At 72.0% G+C, this 16,074-nt stretch carries 15 protein-coding genes; 6 read left to right on the forward strand and 9 right to left on the reverse strand.

What is annotated here, in order from left to right; all coding sequences use genetic code 11:
* Positions 1-41: 41 nt before the first annotated feature.
* Positions 42-716, forward strand: coding sequence for a permease prefix domain 1-containing protein (locus OG992_RS16775; RefSeq protein WP_266303697.1), 675 nt, complete (start codon positions 42-44; stop codon positions 714-716).
* Positions 717-737: 21 nt separating this feature from the next.
* Here OG992_RS16775 and OG992_RS16780 read toward each other — a convergent pair whose 3' ends face one another.
* Positions 738-1,076 carry a PadR family transcriptional regulator gene (locus OG992_RS16780; RefSeq protein ID WP_266303698.1) on the reverse strand — a complete coding sequence of 113 codons (339 nt, stop codon included), beginning with the start codon at positions 1,074-1,076 and terminating at the stop codon, positions 738-740.
* Positions 1,077-1,236: 160 nt separating this feature from the next.
* Here OG992_RS16780 and OG992_RS16785 point away from each other — a divergent pair, with 160 nt between their 5' ends.
* The gene (locus OG992_RS16785) at positions 1,237-2,190 is read left to right on the forward strand and encodes a DNA primase (RefSeq protein ID WP_266303699.1); all 954 of its coding nucleotides are present in this window, start codon (positions 1,237-1,239) and stop codon (positions 2,188-2,190) included.
* A 39-nt stretch (positions 2,191-2,229) separates the two neighbouring features.
* The gene (locus OG992_RS16790; protein WP_266305219.1) at positions 2,230-4,704 is read left to right on the forward strand and encodes a transposase; all 2,475 of its coding nucleotides are present in this window, start codon (positions 2,230-2,232) and stop codon (positions 4,702-4,704) included.
* A 273-nt stretch (positions 4,705-4,977) separates the two neighbouring features.
* On the opposite strand, the gene OG992_RS16795 is transcribed toward OG992_RS16790, so the two are convergent.
* The 4 genes from OG992_RS16795 to OG992_RS16810 form a co-directional block, all read right to left on the reverse strand.
* Positions 4,978-5,571, reverse strand: a complete 594-nt coding sequence (locus OG992_RS16795) for an ATP/GTP-binding protein (protein ID WP_007455465.1) — start codon at positions 5,569-5,571, stop codon at positions 4,978-4,980.
* 1 nt (position 5,572) lies between these two features.
* Positions 5,573-5,947, reverse strand: coding sequence for a DUF742 domain-containing protein (locus OG992_RS16800; protein ID WP_124820399.1), 375 nt, complete (start codon positions 5,945-5,947; stop codon positions 5,573-5,575).
* A gap of 98 nt (positions 5,948-6,045) precedes the next feature.
* The gene (locus OG992_RS16805) at positions 6,046-6,450 is read right to left on the reverse strand and encodes a roadblock/LC7 domain-containing protein (RefSeq protein ID WP_030329023.1); all 405 of its coding nucleotides are present in this window, start codon (positions 6,448-6,450) and stop codon (positions 6,046-6,048) included.
* Positions 6,447-10,100 (reverse strand): nitrate- and nitrite sensing domain-containing protein, encoded by a 3,654-nt coding sequence (locus OG992_RS16810; RefSeq protein ID WP_266303700.1) that lies wholly within the window; start codon positions 10,098-10,100, stop codon positions 6,447-6,449. Before OG992_RS16810 ends, OG992_RS16805 begins: the two co-directional genes overlap by 4 nt.
* A 502-nt stretch (positions 10,101-10,602) precedes the next feature.
* Between OG992_RS16810 and OG992_RS16815 the strand changes: the two genes are divergently transcribed.
* On the forward strand, positions 10,603-10,896 hold the full coding sequence (locus tag OG992_RS16815) for a hypothetical protein (RefSeq protein WP_238683575.1): 294 nt from the start codon (positions 10,603-10,605) through the stop codon (positions 10,894-10,896).
* A 2-nt stretch (positions 10,897-10,898) separates the two neighbouring features.
* Here OG992_RS16815 and OG992_RS16820 read toward each other — a convergent pair whose 3' ends face one another.
* Positions 10,899-11,972, reverse strand: a complete 1,074-nt coding sequence (locus OG992_RS16820) for an adenosine deaminase (RefSeq protein ID WP_238680481.1) — start codon at positions 11,970-11,972, stop codon at positions 10,899-10,901.
* 53 nt (positions 11,973-12,025) lie between these two features.
* The gene (locus OG992_RS16825) at positions 12,026-12,448 is read right to left on the reverse strand and encodes a PPOX class F420-dependent oxidoreductase (protein WP_266303701.1); all 423 of its coding nucleotides are present in this window, start codon (positions 12,446-12,448) and stop codon (positions 12,026-12,028) included.
* Positions 12,449-12,505: 57 nt separating this feature from the next.
* Between OG992_RS16825 and OG992_RS16830 the strand changes: the two genes are divergently transcribed.
* A complete protein-coding gene (locus tag OG992_RS16830) occupies positions 12,506-12,994 on the forward strand; it encodes a MarR family winged helix-turn-helix transcriptional regulator (protein ID WP_238683578.1) in 489 nt (162 codons plus the stop codon).
* Position 12,995: 1 nt separating this feature from the next.
* Positions 12,996-13,874 (forward strand): putative RNA methyltransferase, encoded by an 879-nt coding sequence (locus tag OG992_RS16835; RefSeq protein WP_238683579.1) that lies wholly within the window; start codon positions 12,996-12,998, stop codon positions 13,872-13,874.
* A gap of 2 nt (positions 13,875-13,876) precedes the next feature.
* Here the strand turns inward: OG992_RS16835 and OG992_RS16840 are convergent, their stop codons facing one another.
* A complete protein-coding gene (locus tag OG992_RS16840; RefSeq protein ID WP_238683580.1) occupies positions 13,877-14,557 on the reverse strand; it encodes a DUF4272 domain-containing protein in 681 nt (226 codons plus the stop codon).
* 110 nt (positions 14,558-14,667) lie between these two features.
* Positions 14,668-15,951 carry a thymidine phosphorylase gene (locus OG992_RS16845; protein WP_266303702.1) on the reverse strand — a complete coding sequence of 428 codons (1,284 nt, stop codon included), beginning with the start codon at positions 15,949-15,951 and terminating at the stop codon, positions 14,668-14,670.
* Between the last annotated feature and the right edge of the window lie 123 nt (positions 15,952-16,074).

Consider the following 16,074-nt stretch of genomic DNA (forward strand, 5'->3'; position numbering starts at 1 on the left):
CCCGGACGTCGACCGGCGGGAGTCCGTGGCAGTGTGGTGCCATGGGGCGCGGTGAGGACGTGATGGTCGACGAGCACCTGCGGGAGCTGGCCGCTCGACTGCAGGGGCCGGCGCGACTCAAGTCCGACCTACTGACCGAGGCCCGACACGGGTTGCTGGACGCCGTCGAGGCGTACCGCGAGAGCGGGGTGCCACCCACCGAGGCGCAGCGCCGGGCGGTGGTGGAGTTCGGCTCACCGGCGCAGGTGCTCCCGTCCTGGCAGGCCGAGCTGGCGGTGGGCGCCCTGCGTGGGCTCTCCCTGCGGATGCTGGCGATCGCTGGGGTGGGGGTGTTCGCCGGTGATCTGACCTGGCGGGGGTCGAGCTGGAGTGGTGGCCCACGCCCTCCGGCCGGCTACCTGCTGCTCTCCAACTCGGTCGACTGGATCTGGATGAGCGCGCTGGTGCTCTCGGTGGCCGGTCTGCTGGTGGTCTGGGCGACCGCGCGAGCGCCACGGCCCGGCCTGGCCCTGGCCCAACGCGCGGTGGGCGCCGGCCTGACCGGCGTCCTGATCCTCGGCATAGTGGCCGGCAGCGCCCTCTTCACCTGGTCGCTCAACCTCTGGGACGCGGCGGCGCACTGGCCACCGATGATCATCGGTGCGGTGTTGGTGGGTGGCGCCTACTTCTCGCTGACCCGCGCGGCCCGCGGCTGGCTGCTGGCCGCCACGCGCTGATCGGCTTCGGATTCGAGCGGGTCAGGCCGGGGTGGGCGGGCTGCCGGGGTCGAGGAACCGGCCGACGGTCAGTTGGAACTCGCGCCAGCCGGCCCGCTCACCGGCCAGCGCCCGCCGGCCGGAGTCGGTGAGCTGGTACGTCCGCCGTTCCCGGCCGCTGACGGTGCTCCAGGCGCTCGCCACGTGACCGGCGCGTTCCAGGCGACGAAGCGCCGGATAGATGGTGCCGGTGGGCAGATCCAGACTGCCGTCACTGCGGGCGCGCAGCGCCTCGATGATCGCGTAGCCGTGCAGCGCGCCCTGTTCGAGCACGGCGAGCAGCAGAGCGTCGAGATGGCCGTGCAGTTCCTGGGCCTTCATGCGTAGCTACGCTACTTGTCGAACCGCCGCTTCGCCAGCGGTGACGACCAGCAGGTCGGACCCGTGCGCCAACCGGCCACCGGGGTGCGGGCATCGGTCACCCAGGGCTGCCGACTAGGGTATGTGCCCAGAGTCACTCGCCGGTCAGAGACCCCGGTGGGTGGGCAACCCGAAGCACACGGAGGTCAGCGTGGCCCGCCAGTCGCCCCAACGGCCCGACGCCGACGAGCCCGAGCTCGACGACACCACCGGCGCGGTCGAGCCAGACGAGACCGAGACCGACCGCCCGTCGGCGTCGATCGACCGCTCACTCTGGGACGAGCTGCGCATCGACCCAGTGGAGATCGCCCTGCCCGCCGGCACCGGCTTCACGCTCCGGGCGTACCGACCGGCCAGCTCGCTGACCCCGACCGACGTGACCGAGCGCGACCAGGACGACCCCTTCCTCGCCCGCCGCCAGGCGATCGAGGAGGAAGAGGACGACGAGACCGTCGTCATCCTCGACGAGGAGCTGGCCCAGGAGTTCGCCGACGAGGACGACGAGTCGAAGCGCCGCCGTGACGGCGCCGCCGCCGACACCGAGACCGACGACGAGTCGGACGAGGCCGTCACGGACGAGGCGGACGACGAGGAGGTGCCGGTCTTCCTCAGCAACCGAGGCAAGCTGCTGCTGTTCAAGACCCCCGAGTCGCTCGTCAGTTTCATCCGATCCGGTGCGCCAAACGATCTGTCCCAACTGGACAGCTGGAATGAATTGTCCGAACGGGTGGAGCCGGCAGATATCGCTCCGCTGGACGAGGACACCTACGAGCTCGACCTGGTCGTGGAGAACCTGCGCGGCGGGCACGACACGTGGGATTCGACCCTGCTGATCGAGGCGGGTGAGGCCGCGCGGGACCTCTCGTACGCATTGCGGCTGCCTGCGGTACTCGACATGCTCTCCGCCGGCTCCAGCCTCGACGACCTGGACGAGGCGCTGCGTGGCACCGCCAACGGTGGGATCGGCGCGTTCATGGCTCGGCGACGGCTGAAGAAGATCGGGGCGCAGACCGCAAGTTTGGGTTGGCGCACCATTGTCGGCAAGATCTCTGCGGTGGTGGACTGGCGCGACTGACCCGTACCGGGGAGCATCAGTTGCTGGCAGAGGAAAGACCTGTCCCGGGAGGAGGACGACGCCGTGGCGCTCGTGCGCGTTTACTGCGGTCTGGCCTCGGCGGATTCGGCTGACCGACCGGCCTCGGCCGGTTCGATGCTGACGTCCGCTGTGGTCGACGACGCAGGCCGTCTGCTGCATGTCTGCGAGATCAGCGATGACGCCGCTGGCTACGCCCAGCTCGTCGCGCTGCTCGTGGAGCGGTCGGGCGGGCCGAGCGGTGCGGCCATCGCCGCCGACAGCGACGACCACACGGTCACCTCGCTGCTGAGCGCGGCGGGGCGACCCCTGGCGATCGCTGACGACGACTCGGTGGACGACTTCGCCGAGCGGTTCGCCGATGACGACTCCCTTGAGGAGATGCAGTCGCCTCCGGTCGAACGACGGGCGGTCGGCCTCGCCCGCGCGTTGCAGGCGGGGGCGCTCTCCGCCGTCACCCTGCCGGCACCCCGGGACCTCGCCGGTTACAAGCAGGTCCTCGCCGCGCACGCCGCGCTGGCCAGTGGCCGACACTCCGCCGCCGTGGCGCTGCGCGAGGTTCTGCGTGAGCTCTACCCGGCGGCCCTGCGCGCATACCCGGACCCGGCCGAGCCGGTCTCCCTGGCCGTGCTGGACGCGCTGCCCGAGCCGGGCATGCTCGGCGGCACCGTGGCCCGGGGCCGTGAGGTGTCGGTCGCGGCTGATGCCATCGCCGCGCACCTGGCCGCGGACGGGGTCGCCGATGCCGAGGAGATCAACGAGGCGGTCACCGCCCTGCGGGTCGCCATCTCCGAGACACCCCGACGTGCCGCGGTCAACCGGGCGCTCACGTCCGCGGTGGCAGAGACGGTCCGCCAGGCCGTCGCCTCCGTACGGGCCTGCGACGCCGGCTGTGAGGCGCTGGTCAGCGCGCTCAGCTCACGGGTCAGCACGCCTGTCCAGGCACCCGGGCGGCGGGCCGCGGCCCGCCGCGGCGAGTCCGTCGGCGAGTTGACCGGCCTGGCCGGCACCAACGCCGGGATGACCGGCCTGGCCGGCACCAACGCCGGGATGACCGGCCTCGCCGGCACCAACGCCGGGTTGCGGTCGGTCCGACCCACCCCGGCAGCCGCCGACCCGGCGCCCGCCGTCGGGCGGCGCAGCCGTCCCGAGCCGGTCCCCGGTAACGCGCCGTTGGCGTCGCCCCGCCCGCTCGGGCCGCCGCCGGTCGCCCCCGCGCCGGTCACGCCGCCGCCGGTCGCACCCGCGCCGATGACCCCGGCGGCGATGGCTGGTCCGCCGGCGTCCACGCTGCCCAGTCGCAGCGAGCCGCTTCCGAGCCGGATCGACGGCCCGACCAACCGGCCCGTCTCCTCTCCGCCGCCTCCGCCGCCCGGGATCACCCCGATCGCGCCGACGCAGCGCGGCATGGTGCCGCCAGCCGAGGCCGGTGAGCCGTTCCGGCCGACGCTGACCACCGCCGCGATCAACAACGCGCGGGCCGAACGCCAGCGGACGGTCATTCCGCCCCGCCCCAAGACCAACGGCGAGCCCCGGCCGAGCCACCAGCAACGCCCTGTCGACGAGCCGCCCACCGGCGGGTTCAGCGCCACCGATCTCAGCATTCCGGTGCCGACCCCCCGACCGGGGCAGGAGGTGGCGCCGCCCGGCTCCCGAGCCAACTGGCCGCTGGTCAACAAGCCGGAGGACCCGTCCGACAGCTCACCGAACAACCCGGTGGCCTACTCGTACGGCGGCAGCCGCGGTGTCGACGCCCCGACCGACCCGGGTCGGGCCGACGGTCGGGTCACCCCGCCGTGGTTGGCGGACGACCTGCCTCCGGAGCCGCCGATGCTGCGGCTGGTGGAGCCGCCGCCGCTGGCCGACCGGGCGCTGCGCGAGGGGCTCAACCCTCCCGCGGACCAGCACCTGGAGACGCCGCCGCTGCGCCTGGTCGACCGGGAGCAGGCCGCTCGCAACGGTCGGGCGGCTGCCCGCACCGAGCGCGCCGCCGAGCACCGGCCGCCGCCCCCGGTCGAGCACCGGCCGCCGCCGATGGAGCACCGACCGCCGCCGGTCGCCGATGAGGGCGACGGCGATCTGCTGATCTTCGCGCAGGCCAAGTCGGCCTGGTTCGTCGGGCAGGCCGAGGAGTCCGACCTGGACTGGTCGACCACCGCCGACACCGGCTGGCAGGCCGCGGAGCAGGCCGCCCGCCCGGCGGTGGGCGCCGAGACCAACGCCGGGCTGCCGAAGCGCGTGCCGCAGGCCAACCTGGTGCCGGGTTCGCCGCTTCGCGAGGAGCGCCCGTTGCGGATAGTGCGTGATGCGGCAAGCCTCGCGGAGAACACGACCGGCTACTTCCGTGGCTGGCGTCGCGGCCAGGAGATCGGCGGTTTCGCTGTGGGTGGTCGGCCCGGTCGCGAGGCGGCCGGCGGCTGGGACTTCAGCCGCGACCACGGGGACCGCGACGACGACCGGGAGTACGAGTACCGCTCGGCGGGCTACCAGTCCTGAACCCCCTTCTCACACGTAGAAGCGCCCCCAGCCAGCTGGCTGGGGGCGCTTCTACGTCAGCAGGGCGATCCCCGGGCACGCAGAAGCCGCCTCGCGAGGACCGTGGCTGGGCCTGGCCCCCGGGAAGGGGCTGACAGCTTCCAGGTCGTCAGGAGGCGGCTTGGCGGCGCGCAGGCTCGTCTGAGCGACGAGTCGGCGCGGAGGCACCCACCGGGGCGGCTGGCAGCGCCCGGTGGCGGCCGGAGCCACCACCGGGGCGTGCAGCGTCCCGGATCAGGCCGGGGCGACGGCGCGCGTACGGCGCATGGTCAGCACGTACTCGACCAGCGAGATCAGCACGTGCTTCGTCGACTCCCGGTTACGGGCGTCGCAGGCCACCACCGGCACGTCGCTCGAGATCGCCAAGGCGTCCCGGACGTCCTGCGGGTCGTGGTACTGCATCCCGTCGAAGCAGTTGATCGCCACCAGGTACGGCAGGCGTCGGTGCTCGAAGAAGTCGATCGCCGCGAAGCAGTCGGCCAGCCGGCGAGTGTCCACCAGCACGACCGCACCGATCGCACCCCGCACCAGTTCGTCCCACATGAACCAGAAACGGGTCTGACCCGGCGTACCGAACAGGTACAGGATCAGGTCACGGTCGATCGAGATCCGGCCGAAGTCCATGGCCACCGTGGTCGTCGTCTTGCCCGGCACCTGCCGGGTGTCGTCGACGCCCACGCCAGCGGAGGTCATGATGGCCTCGGTGGTCAGCGGCGTGATCTCCGAGACCGAGCCGACCAGCGTCGTCTTACCGACGCCGAATCCACCGGCAATAACGATCTTCGCCGACGTCACGCGGCCGCTCGGGTTCGGCGGGCGGTGCGACATGTCAGAGCCTGCGAAGTCCACTCAGCACCCTCTCCAGCAGTTCAGTGCCCACCGCGTCGTCGGAGTCGTCCAAAATGGTCGGCTCGTGGACCGCGACCAGGCCGTCCGTCGCCATGTCGGCGATGAGCACCCGGGCCACACCGAGCGGGAGCTGCATCCGCGCCGCGATCTCCGCGAGCGATTGCACGCGACCGTCACACAGCGCGGCGATGTACTGGTGTTCGCGGCCACCACCGTTGCCATTGGCAGCGGTACGGCCGCGCACCGTCGTCTCGACGAGCGCCTCCAGCGCGATGTCGAGCCGGGGACGGGTGCGACCACGGGTCACGGCGTATGGACGGACCAACGCTCCGGTCGGTTCGTCACGATCGGCCATCTCGCCGCTCACCTCCTTCGCACCCGTTACCGGCTCCCACCGGTGAAACCCGTCGTTGTCGTTGTTGCAGTCGTGCCGACCTCACGATCGGCGAGACGTCAGCCCAGCATGCCCGCGGCCGCACGCGGCTGCGGGGTCAGTGCGTCGCCCACCCGGTCGACCAGCAGCGCCATCTCGTAGCCAACCTGGCCCACGTCGGAGCTGCGGGCTGCCAGCACGGCGAAGGACGAGCCGTCCGAGATGGACATCAGGAACAGGAAGCCATTGTCCATCTCCACGACGGTCTGCAACACCGCGCCTCCCTCGAAGCAGCGTGCCGCCCCCTGGGTCAGGCTGACCAGACCCGACGAGATCGCGGCGAGCTGGTCTGCCCGGTCGCGCGGCAGATCCCGTGACGACGCGAGGAGTAGGCCGTCCGCCGATACGGCGACCGCATGCGCGACGCCGGGCACCCGGTCGGCGAAGTTGGCCAGCAGCCAACCAAGATCCTGCGTAGTTGTCATCCTTCTTGCTCCTTCTGCCCGCTCCCGGCCACCGGGCCTGAGCCAGACTGCGAGGATTGCCCTCCCGGAGTCGCCTCCGGGCTGGTCGGGTTGTCCGAGGTGCTACGCCCTCGCTGCACGCCCCGGTGGTAGGCGGAGAGCAGGCCACGAACCGCCTCCGGGGAGCGCCGCTGGACCGAGGTGGTGGGCTTCTCTACCGCACCGGGTACCAGCTGCGCCATCGGCTTGCGCTTCGGCAGACCGGTAGTGGTGGTCTCGCTCACCGGCGCCGCGCCGGCCGCTGCGGAGGCAGCACGCCAGCCGTCGTCGGCGGCGGTCTGCCAGCCGTTGCTCTGCGGTTGGGGCCGGCGGTTCGGCAGGCTCTCGGCGAGGCTGGGGCGGGTGCCCTCGTTCGCTGTGGAGCCGTTGTCCCGCGGCGCTCCTCCGACCGTCGGAGTGTCTGCCATCGGTGTGTTACCTGTCGTCCCGGGTGGTGTCTTGTGGACTGCCCGACCGCTGGCCTCGACTGTGGCGAACTGCTGGGTCGCGGAGTCGCCGTTCGTCGTTGGCTGAGCGCCGGCCGCGGTCTCCTCGGAGCCCGGGCGACGGGTACGGAACCAGGCCGACTCGAGCTCCCGGAAGATCGGCAGCTCCATCGTCTCATCCGCGTACCGCTGACGGTTCTGCGCCTGCGGCTGCTGCGGTGCCGGCCGAGTCTGCGGAGCCGGAGCCGGAGCCGGCGCTGCTGCCGGAGTCGGCGCTGGAGCCGGAGGCTGGGCTGCGGCCGGCTGCTCGCCGGGTCGCGGCACCCGCGGCAGTTCCGTCGTCATGTCCAGCGCGGCGGCGAGCCGCTCGGGCACCGGCGGGGTGGCCGTGTCCCGGTCGCTACCCGGCACCGGCGGCCAAGCCGGCGGCGCCGGAGCGTTGGGTGCCTGCGCGGGCGGGGCGGATCGGGGCGCGAAGCCGCTGAACGACTGGCTGGACGCCGGCGGCGCCGAGTAGGGCTGGTTCGAGTACGGCAGACCGGACGACGGCGAGGCCGAGACCGGCGACGCGGACACCGGCGGACCGGCGTACGGCTGCCCGGAGGCCGGAGCGGCGGACACCGGCGCGCCGCCGTACGGCGCGCCCGAGTAGGGCTGTCCGGAGTACGGCTGGCCGGAGGCCGGCGAGGCGGAGACCGGCGCACCGGAGTAGGGCTGCGCGGAAACCGGTGGTGCCGAGTACGGGTGCGTCTCGGGGCTGCTCGGCAGCTGACGCGGAATGGAAGGCTGCTGGCCGGTGGTCGGGGTCTCGTCCCCGGCCCGGCGCTGCGGCAGCGGGTCGGCCCCCGGGCCGTTCGCCGAGCGGGGGGTGAACCCGTCGCCGCCGTTGACGCCGTTCGTCCCGGCCGCGCCGGTCAGATCGGACCAGGCCGGCATCGAGCGGTACGCGCCGCCGTTGGCGGGAGTGCCGGCACCGTTGCGCGTCGCGGGGTCGAACGGGCGACCGCCCAGGGTGACCTGGTTGCCGGACTCGCTCGGGCGGGGGCCGTTGCCCAGCGCGGGCAGCGCGCCGAAGACCGGCGCGGGCCCACCGGACTGCGGACCACCGAACTGGGGAGCACCGGACTGCGGGCCACCGAACTGGTGAGTACCGGCCGCCGGCAGCGCCGGAGGCTGCTGCACCCGACCGGACAGCGCCCGGGGCACCAGCACCGAGGTCGGCAGGCTCACTTCGGCGACCGTGCCGCGATCGTTGCCGGGGCGCAGCTCGACCCGGACACCGTGCCGCGACGCCAGCCGGGCGACCACGACCAGGCCCATCATCCGGGAAACGGCCACGTCCACCTGGGGCGGCGTCGCGAGCCGCTCGTTGAGGTCGTGCAGCTGGTCGGCGCTGATGCCGATGCCGCGGTCCTCGACGTACAGCGAGGAGCGGTCGCCGACTCGGCGAGCCTCGACCATGACCTGCGAGTCGGGCGGGGAGAACGCTGTGGCGTTGTCGAACAGCTCCGCGACGAGGTGCACCAGGTCGTTGACCGCGTGCGCGGCGACCTCGATGTCGCGGTCGATGACACCGAAATCGATCCGGGTGTAGTGCTCGACCTCGGACTGCGCGGCGCGCAGCACGTCGATGAGGGCGGCCGGCTCACGCTGCACACGGGTGGAGTCGGCACCGGCGAGCACCAGCAGGTTCTCGTCGTTACGGCGCATCCGGGTGGCCAGGTGGTCGAGCTGGAACAGCTCGGCCAGCCGGTCCGGGTCCTCCTCGCCGCGCTCCAGCCGGTCGAGGTGCCCGATGAGGCGGTCGACCAGGATCTGGGAACGGCGGGCCAGGTTGACGAACATGGTCGCGACGGAGGCACGCAGTGCCGCCTGCTCGGCGGCCGTGCGGACGGCTTCCAGGTGGACGGCGTTGAACGCCTCGGTCACCTGGCCGAACTCGTCCTTGCTGCGCACCGGCAGCGGTTCGGCGATCTGGTTGGCCAGCTGCACCGGGGAGAGCTGCCCGACGACCTGCGGGTCGCGCAGACGGGCCACCGCCTGTGGCAGGCCGTACTGGGCGACGGAGAGCGCGCCCTGCCGCAGCTCACGGAGTGAGCGGGCCATCGAGCGGGCCACCAGGTAGGCGAAGAGGATGGCCAGCAGCAGCATGCTGAGCAGCAGGCCGGTCTCCAGGAAGACCTGGCGCTGGACGTCCGAGCGGAGGGTGTCGGCCTGGTTGACCACTTCACTGTCGAGCTTCCGCTCGACGGTGCGGATCAGCTTGGCGTTGGCCGTCATGGCGGCTTCCCACTGGTCCGGGCCGAACGGCGCACCGCGCATGTCGCCGGTGGTGTTGCCGTCGATCCAACCGGTGTAGTTCTGTGCCTGCCGGCGGTCGCCGCCCGCGACCGTCTGGTCGTGGAACTTCGCGTCGTCCGGGGTGGCGACGGCCTTGAAGCTCTGCAGAGCCTGCTGCTGACCGGTGTCACTGGCGACGTAGTCCCTGCGCAGTGCCGGGGTCAGGCGCTGTCGGCCCTGAACGCCCAGCGCGCGGTGCACGACGACCCGGCGTACGGCCAGGAACTCCTTCTCCCGGGCGACCGCCGCGGCGGCGCGCATCCGGTCGCTCAGTTGGTTGTCACCGGCGAGCTGCGTGGACGAGTCGCGGATGGCGAGCAGGTCACTGATCAGACCCTCGTACGCCTGCACGGTCTCGGTGAGCGCGAGCTTTCCGTTGAACACCTGGCTGCGGACGCCCGCCAGGTCCTGGAGGTTCTGGTCGATGCTGTCGAGGAGACCCTCGAGGCTGCTCGGCAGGTCCTCGACCTCGGCCCGCTGCTGCCGGTACGGGGCCGCATCCTGATCCACCCGGGAGTTCACCCGGTTGTAGGCCTCCTGGTACTGGGCCGTCGGCTGCGTCCCGTTCGCGCCCAGCAGCAGCACGGCGGCGGTCCGCTCGTCCTGCAGGCTGTCGACCAGATCACCTGAATAGCTCGACAGATTCGCCAGGTCGCCAGCTCGGTTGGCATTGTTGAGCGTCTCCACGTGGTCGATAAGACCACTGGTGCCCACCACGACCGTGGCGATGGTCGGCACGATCATGATGAGACCGAGCTTGGACCAGATCGGCATGTCCCGGAGCCGGCTGGCCGGCCGGCGCAGCCGCGACAGGAAGGAGCCCGCCGTCTTTGGCCGTTTGCTCACGTCACCGCCCTCGCGATTACAGCTTGAACGCGTTGCCCCGGGCAACGCCCAGCGACCGACCCGGCGGGTCGGACCCCCGAGATTCCATCACGCCGGTCGACAAGAAGAAAGCCCAGGTTGTCCCGGACCGAAGGTGTGATGAGATGTTGATGCGATTTGATAGCAGTCTGTCTGGCCGGAGTAACTGAAGGTAATGGAACATCCGCACCGTGTTGTCCTACTGGCCGGCCCATCGGGGTCCGGAAAGTCGTACATAGCGCAGCAAACCGGTTTGCCGGTGCTGTGCTTGGACGACTTCTACAAAGACGGCGATGACCCTACGTTGCCGAGACGAAACGGGCAGGTGGATTGGGAATCGCCGCACTCTTGGGACGCCCCCAGTGCGGTGGAAATCATTGCCCAACTAGCCCGCGAGGGCCGAGCCGATGTGCCGGTTTATGCGATCGGTGCCGATCGACGGGTGGCCACCCGGCCATTTGATGTCGCCGGATCGCCACTTTTCGTGGCCGAAGGGATCTTCGCCGCCGAGATCGTCGAGGAGTGCCGCAGCCGCGGCCTGCTCGCCGGGGCGTACGCGCTGCGCCGCCCGCGCGGGGCCACCTTCCTGCGCCGACTCGCCCGCGACCTGTCCGAGCAGCGCAAGGCGCCTCGGGTGCTGATTCGACGCGGGGTGTCGCTGCTACGGGCCGAGCCCGCGGTGCTGCGTCGGCAGATGGGCCTCGGCGCGGAGGCGGCCCGCGCCCGGGAGGTGCTGCGCCGGGTGGCCGGGCTGCTCGCCGGCCACCCACATGGCTGAGCTCAGGCCAACAGCTTCGCGTACGCCGGCTTGATCACGTCATCGATGATCCGCAGCCGCTCGTCGAACGGGATGAAGGCGCTCTTCATCGCGTTGATGGTGAACCACTGCAACTCTTTCCAGCCATAGCCGAACGTCTCCACCAGCAGCGACATCTCCCGCGACATCGAGGTGCCGCTCATCAACCGGTTGTCGGTGTTGACTGTGGCCCGGAAACGCAGGTCCCGCAGCAGGCCGATCGGGTGGTCCGCGATCGAGGCCACCGCGCCGGTCTGCACGTTCGACGAGGGGCACAGCTCCAGGGGGATCCGCTTGTCCCGGACGTACGCGGCCAGCCGGCCGAGTGATCCGTCGGGTGCGATGTCGTCGACGATCCGCACCCCGTGGCCGAGCCGGTCCGCCCCGCACCACTGGATCGCCTGCCAGATGGAGGGCAGACCGAACGCCTCGCCGGCGTGGATGGTGAAGTGGAAGTTCTCCCGCTGCAGGTACTCGAAGGCGTCCAGGTGCCGGGTGGGCGGGAAGCCCGCCTCGGCGCCGGCGATGTCGAAGCCGACCACCCCGGCGTCCCGGTGCCGCACGGCCAGTTCGGCGATCTCCTGGGAACGGGCGGCGTGCCGCATCGCGGTGAGCAGGGTGCCCACCCGGATGGTCAGGCCCGCCTCGACCGCCTGTGCGGTGCCCTCGGCGAACCCGGCCAGCACCGCCTCGACCACCTCGTCCAGGCTGAGGTCCCGTTCCAGGTGCTGCTCCGGGGCGAACCGCACCTCGGCGTAGACCACACCGTCGGCGGCCAGGTCGAGGGCGCACTCGCGGGCGACCCGACGCAGCGCGGGCGCGGTCTGCATGACCGCCACCGTGTGCGCGAACGTCTCGAGGTAGCGCTCCAGGGAGCCGGAGTCCGCCGCGTCCGCGAACCAGCGTCCGAGCGCCTCCGGGTCGGTGGTGGGCAGTTCGTGGCCCACCTCGGCGGCCAGGTCGACGATCGTCGCCGGCCTCAGCCCGCCGTCGAGGTGATCGTGCAGCAGCGCCTTCGGGACCTTGACGATGTCCTCGTACCGGATAGTTGCGACCATGCTCAGACCCTAGTCAGCGGCCTGGACGGACCGGTACGGGACCGGCCGGGGCGTCACGGCCGCCAGCCGTACACCCCGTGCACGTCGAGCCGGATCACGAGCCGCCCGTCGGCAACCATGGCTGCCCGGTAGTCCGCCCAGTCCGGGTGGTCGCCGCGAATCCGGCGGTAGACCTCGACCAGTTCGTCGACCGTCTCGTCGGTGGTGGCCCCTGCCGGCTCGCTGAGCGTCACGGTCCCCTCCGCGACCGCGTACGCGTCGCCGTCCGGAGTGGTCACGTGGAAGCTGGCCCGGGGATCGCGGCGCAGGTTGCGCACCTTCGCCCGGTCCCCGGTGGTGGAGCAGCGGATCAACCCCGGCTCGGCCAGGTAGTCGAGGTTGGAGAGCTGGGGCCGCCCGTCCCGACGCACTGTGACCAGCACTCCGCGCCCTCGCTGACCGAACAGCTCCCACAGTCGGTCGGAATTGGTTGACATGTCATCGAATCTAGAGCCAGATCGATGACATGTCAACGAAAGCGTTAGACTCGACGGATGGACGCACCCCGGTGGCTGGACGAACGCGAGGACCGCGCCTGGCGCGGCTACCGCAGGATGCGTCGACTGCTCGACCTGGAGCTGGCCCGGGAGCTGGCCCAGGACGCCGGCCTCTCCGAGCCGGACTACGACGTGCTGTCCGACCTCTCCGAGACCCCGCATGGGCAGCTACGCCTGCGGGAGCTGGCAGACCGCATGCTGTGGTCGCGCAGCCGGCTCTCCCACCACCTGACCCGGATGCAGCAGCGCGGCCTGGTGACCCGCGAGGAGTGCGCCGATGACGCCCGGGGCTCGGTCGTCGTCCTCACCCCCGCCGGGCGGCAGGCCATCGAGTCCGCCGCCCCCGGCCACGTGGCCGCCGTCCGCCGACACCTGATCGACCTGCTCACCCCGGCGGAGATCGACGCCCTCGGCGCGCTCACCCACCGGGTGGTCGACCACCTCGGTGGGCGGGCGCCCCAGCCACGGCACGATGCGGAGGTCTGACGTGGACCCCCGCATCCTCGACCGGCTGCGCTGCCCGATTTGTGGCGAGCCGCTGGCCGAGGCGACCGCCGGCACCACCAGTGCGCTGCGCTGCCCGCGCCGGCACAGCTTCGACATCGCCCGGCAGGGATACGTCAACCTCCTCGCCGGGCGCGCCCCGCACGTCGGCGACAGCGCCGAGATGGTGGCCGCCCGGGCGGACTTCCTCGCCGCCGGGCACTACGACCACATCTCGGCCGCCCTCTCCACCGCCGCGACGGAAGCCGCCGGTCGGCGCCACGCGTCGCCGACACCCGACTTCGGGGCGTACCCCTTGGTGGTGGATGCCGGCGCCGGCACCGGCCGGTACCTCGGCGCGGTGCTGGCGGCACTGCCGGACGCCGTGGGTCTGGCCCTCGACGTGTCCAAGCCGGCGCTGCGCCGCGCCGCCCGCGCGCATCCCCGGGCCGCCGCCGCGCTCGCCGACACCTGGCAGCGACTGCCGCTCGCGGACGCCTCGACCGCCGTGCTGCTGAACGTCTTCGCCCCGCGCAACGGCCCGGAGTTCCACCGGGTGCTCGACCCGGCCGGCACGTTGCTGGTGGTCACGCCCGACACCGACCACCTCGCCGAGCTGGTGGACGCCCTCGACCTGCTGCGGGTGGACCCGGACAAGGCCGACCGGGTAGCCGGCAGCCTGGGTGAGCACTTCACGCCGGTCAGCTCGACCGTGCACCGGGCGGAACTGGCGCTGACCCGGCCGGAGGTCGCCACACTGGTCGGGATGGGCCCCAGCGCCTGGCACACCGACCCAGCCGCGCTCGCCACCCGGCTGGCCGCGCTGCCCGACCCGATCCGGGTCACGGTGGCGGTCCGGCTCGACGTCCTGCGACCTCGCTGACCTCAGGTGGAGAGGTCGACCTCTTCCCAGCCGGGCGGCTCGTCGTGGTACGGCCCACGCAGGATGACCGCCCACTCCAGCGCCCAACGCCGCTGCCCGATCGCGTTCGCGTCGACCAGGCCCGGCGCCCGCCGGCCGCCGCGCTCGGTCTCCAGGTACGCCCAGTCCAGGCAGTAGTGCAGGTCGAGCAGGGCGGCCGCGTCGGCCGGGTGCTGCGGCGCGGTGAGGATCCGGGAGCGCCAGTGCGGGAAGGTCTCCCCCTGGGCGATGTGCGGCAGCCGCTCGACCAGCCGCTCGTCGACGGCCAGCGTCGGATCGAGCTGTTTGCTCAGCCCGAGCACCCAGGCCAGCGCGAAGAGCGCGTCGTGGTGCAGCACGAACGACCGGTGGTCACCCTTGCCGCCCATCACGAACTGCCACTCCGGCGGGGTGACCATGTCGACCAGGTGCGAGCCGAGCAGCCAGCTCATCGCCGCCTGCGGGGGCATCCCGAAACAGCGGGCCAGGATCAGGTGCAACACAGCGATCCGCGCCTCGATCTCCACTGTCGGGCGCAGGTCGATCTGGTCACCCGGCTCCCACACGAGGGGAAACTGGGCCGGCGGCAACGGCAGGCCGAGCCGGGACAACTCGTCCAGGCTCGCCTCGCGCACCTCACGTGGGTCGGGGGCAGCAACGGTCACGGCGGATCTTCCTGTCTGCTCGCGCCGGCGCAAGGCCGGTTGTCCCCCCTTGGCCTGCGACAATAGCGCTCCCAGGTGACCGGCACCACGCCAGGGCGACGCCGGATCGATCAGCCGATGCGCTCGATGACCAACGACGTCGCCGCCGGAGCCGTCGGCGCGATCCGCACCGCGTTGGCGGCCTCGGTCAGCGCGGCCGGAATCCGCGTCGCGTCGTCGGCACGCAGCTCGTAGAGCGCGTCACCGGCCCGCACCTCGTCACCCGGCCGCTTGTGCAACACCACACCGGCCGGCACGCTGACCGGGTCCTCCTTGCGCGCCCGACCCGCGCCGAGCCGCCACGCCGCAACCCCCATGGCGTACGCGTCGACGGCCGCGACGTACCCGTCCCGCTCGGCGCGGACCACCTCCACCTCGGCGGCCGTCGGCATCGGCGCGTCCGGGTCGCCGCCCTGCGCCCGGATCATCGCCCGCCACGAGTCCATGGCCCGGCCGTCGCGCAGCGCCGCAGCCGGATCGGCGTCCGGCAGTCCCGCGGCGTCGAGCATCTCCCGGGCCAGTGCGAGGGTCAGCTCCACCACGTCGGCCGGTCCGCCACCGGCCAGCACCTCGACCGACTCGGTCACCTCGACCGCGTTGCCGATCGCCAGGCCGAGCGGGGTGGACATGTCGGTGAGCAGGGCGACAGTCCGCACACCGTGCGCGCCGCCCAGCTCGACCATGGTGCGGGCCAACTCGCGGGCCTGGTCGACGGACTTCATGAAGGCGCCCGAGCCGACCTTGACGTCGAGGACCAGCGCCCCGGTGCCCTCGGCGATCTTCTTGCTCATGATCGAGCTGGCGATCAGCGGGATCGCCTCCACGGTGCCGGTCACGTCGCGCAACGCGTACAGCTTGCGGTCGGCGGGGGCGAGCCCGGAACCGGCCGCACAGATCACCGCACCGACCTCGTCCAGCTGGGCGATGAACTCGTCGTTGCTCACCGTGGCCCGCCAGCCCGGGATGGACTCCAACTTGTCCAGCGTGCCGCCGGTGTGCCCGAGACCCCGGCCGCTCAGCTGCGGCACTGCCGCGCCACACGCCGCCACCAGCGGGGTGAGCGGCAGAGTGATCTTGTCGCCGACGCCGCCGGTGGAGTGCTTGTCGACAGTCGGGCGGCGTACCCCCGACAGGTCCAACCGCTCACCGCTGGCGATCATCGCGGCGGTCCACCGAGCGATCTCCGGGCCGGTCATGCCGTTGAGCAGGATCGCCATGGCCAGCGCTGACATCTGCTCGTCGGCGACAACCCCCCGGGTGTACGCGTCGACCACCCAGTCGATCTGCGCGTCCGACAGCACACCGCCATCCCGCTTGACCCGAATAACGTCAACAGCAGCAAAACCACTACTCATCAGAAGATCTTCCCTAGTCGGATGGAGATGCCGCCCCGCAACCGTGCCCTGGAACGGCGGGTGCCCACGACGGGGCCGGGGCCGACCGTGCCCGGCGGAGGGATCAAGCCTGACCGCCGGGAG

The sequence above is a fragment of the Micromonospora sp. NBC_00362 genome (genome assembly GCF_026342155.1).
Lineage (GTDB): Bacteria > Actinomycetota > Actinomycetes > Mycobacteriales > Micromonosporaceae > Micromonospora > Micromonospora hortensis.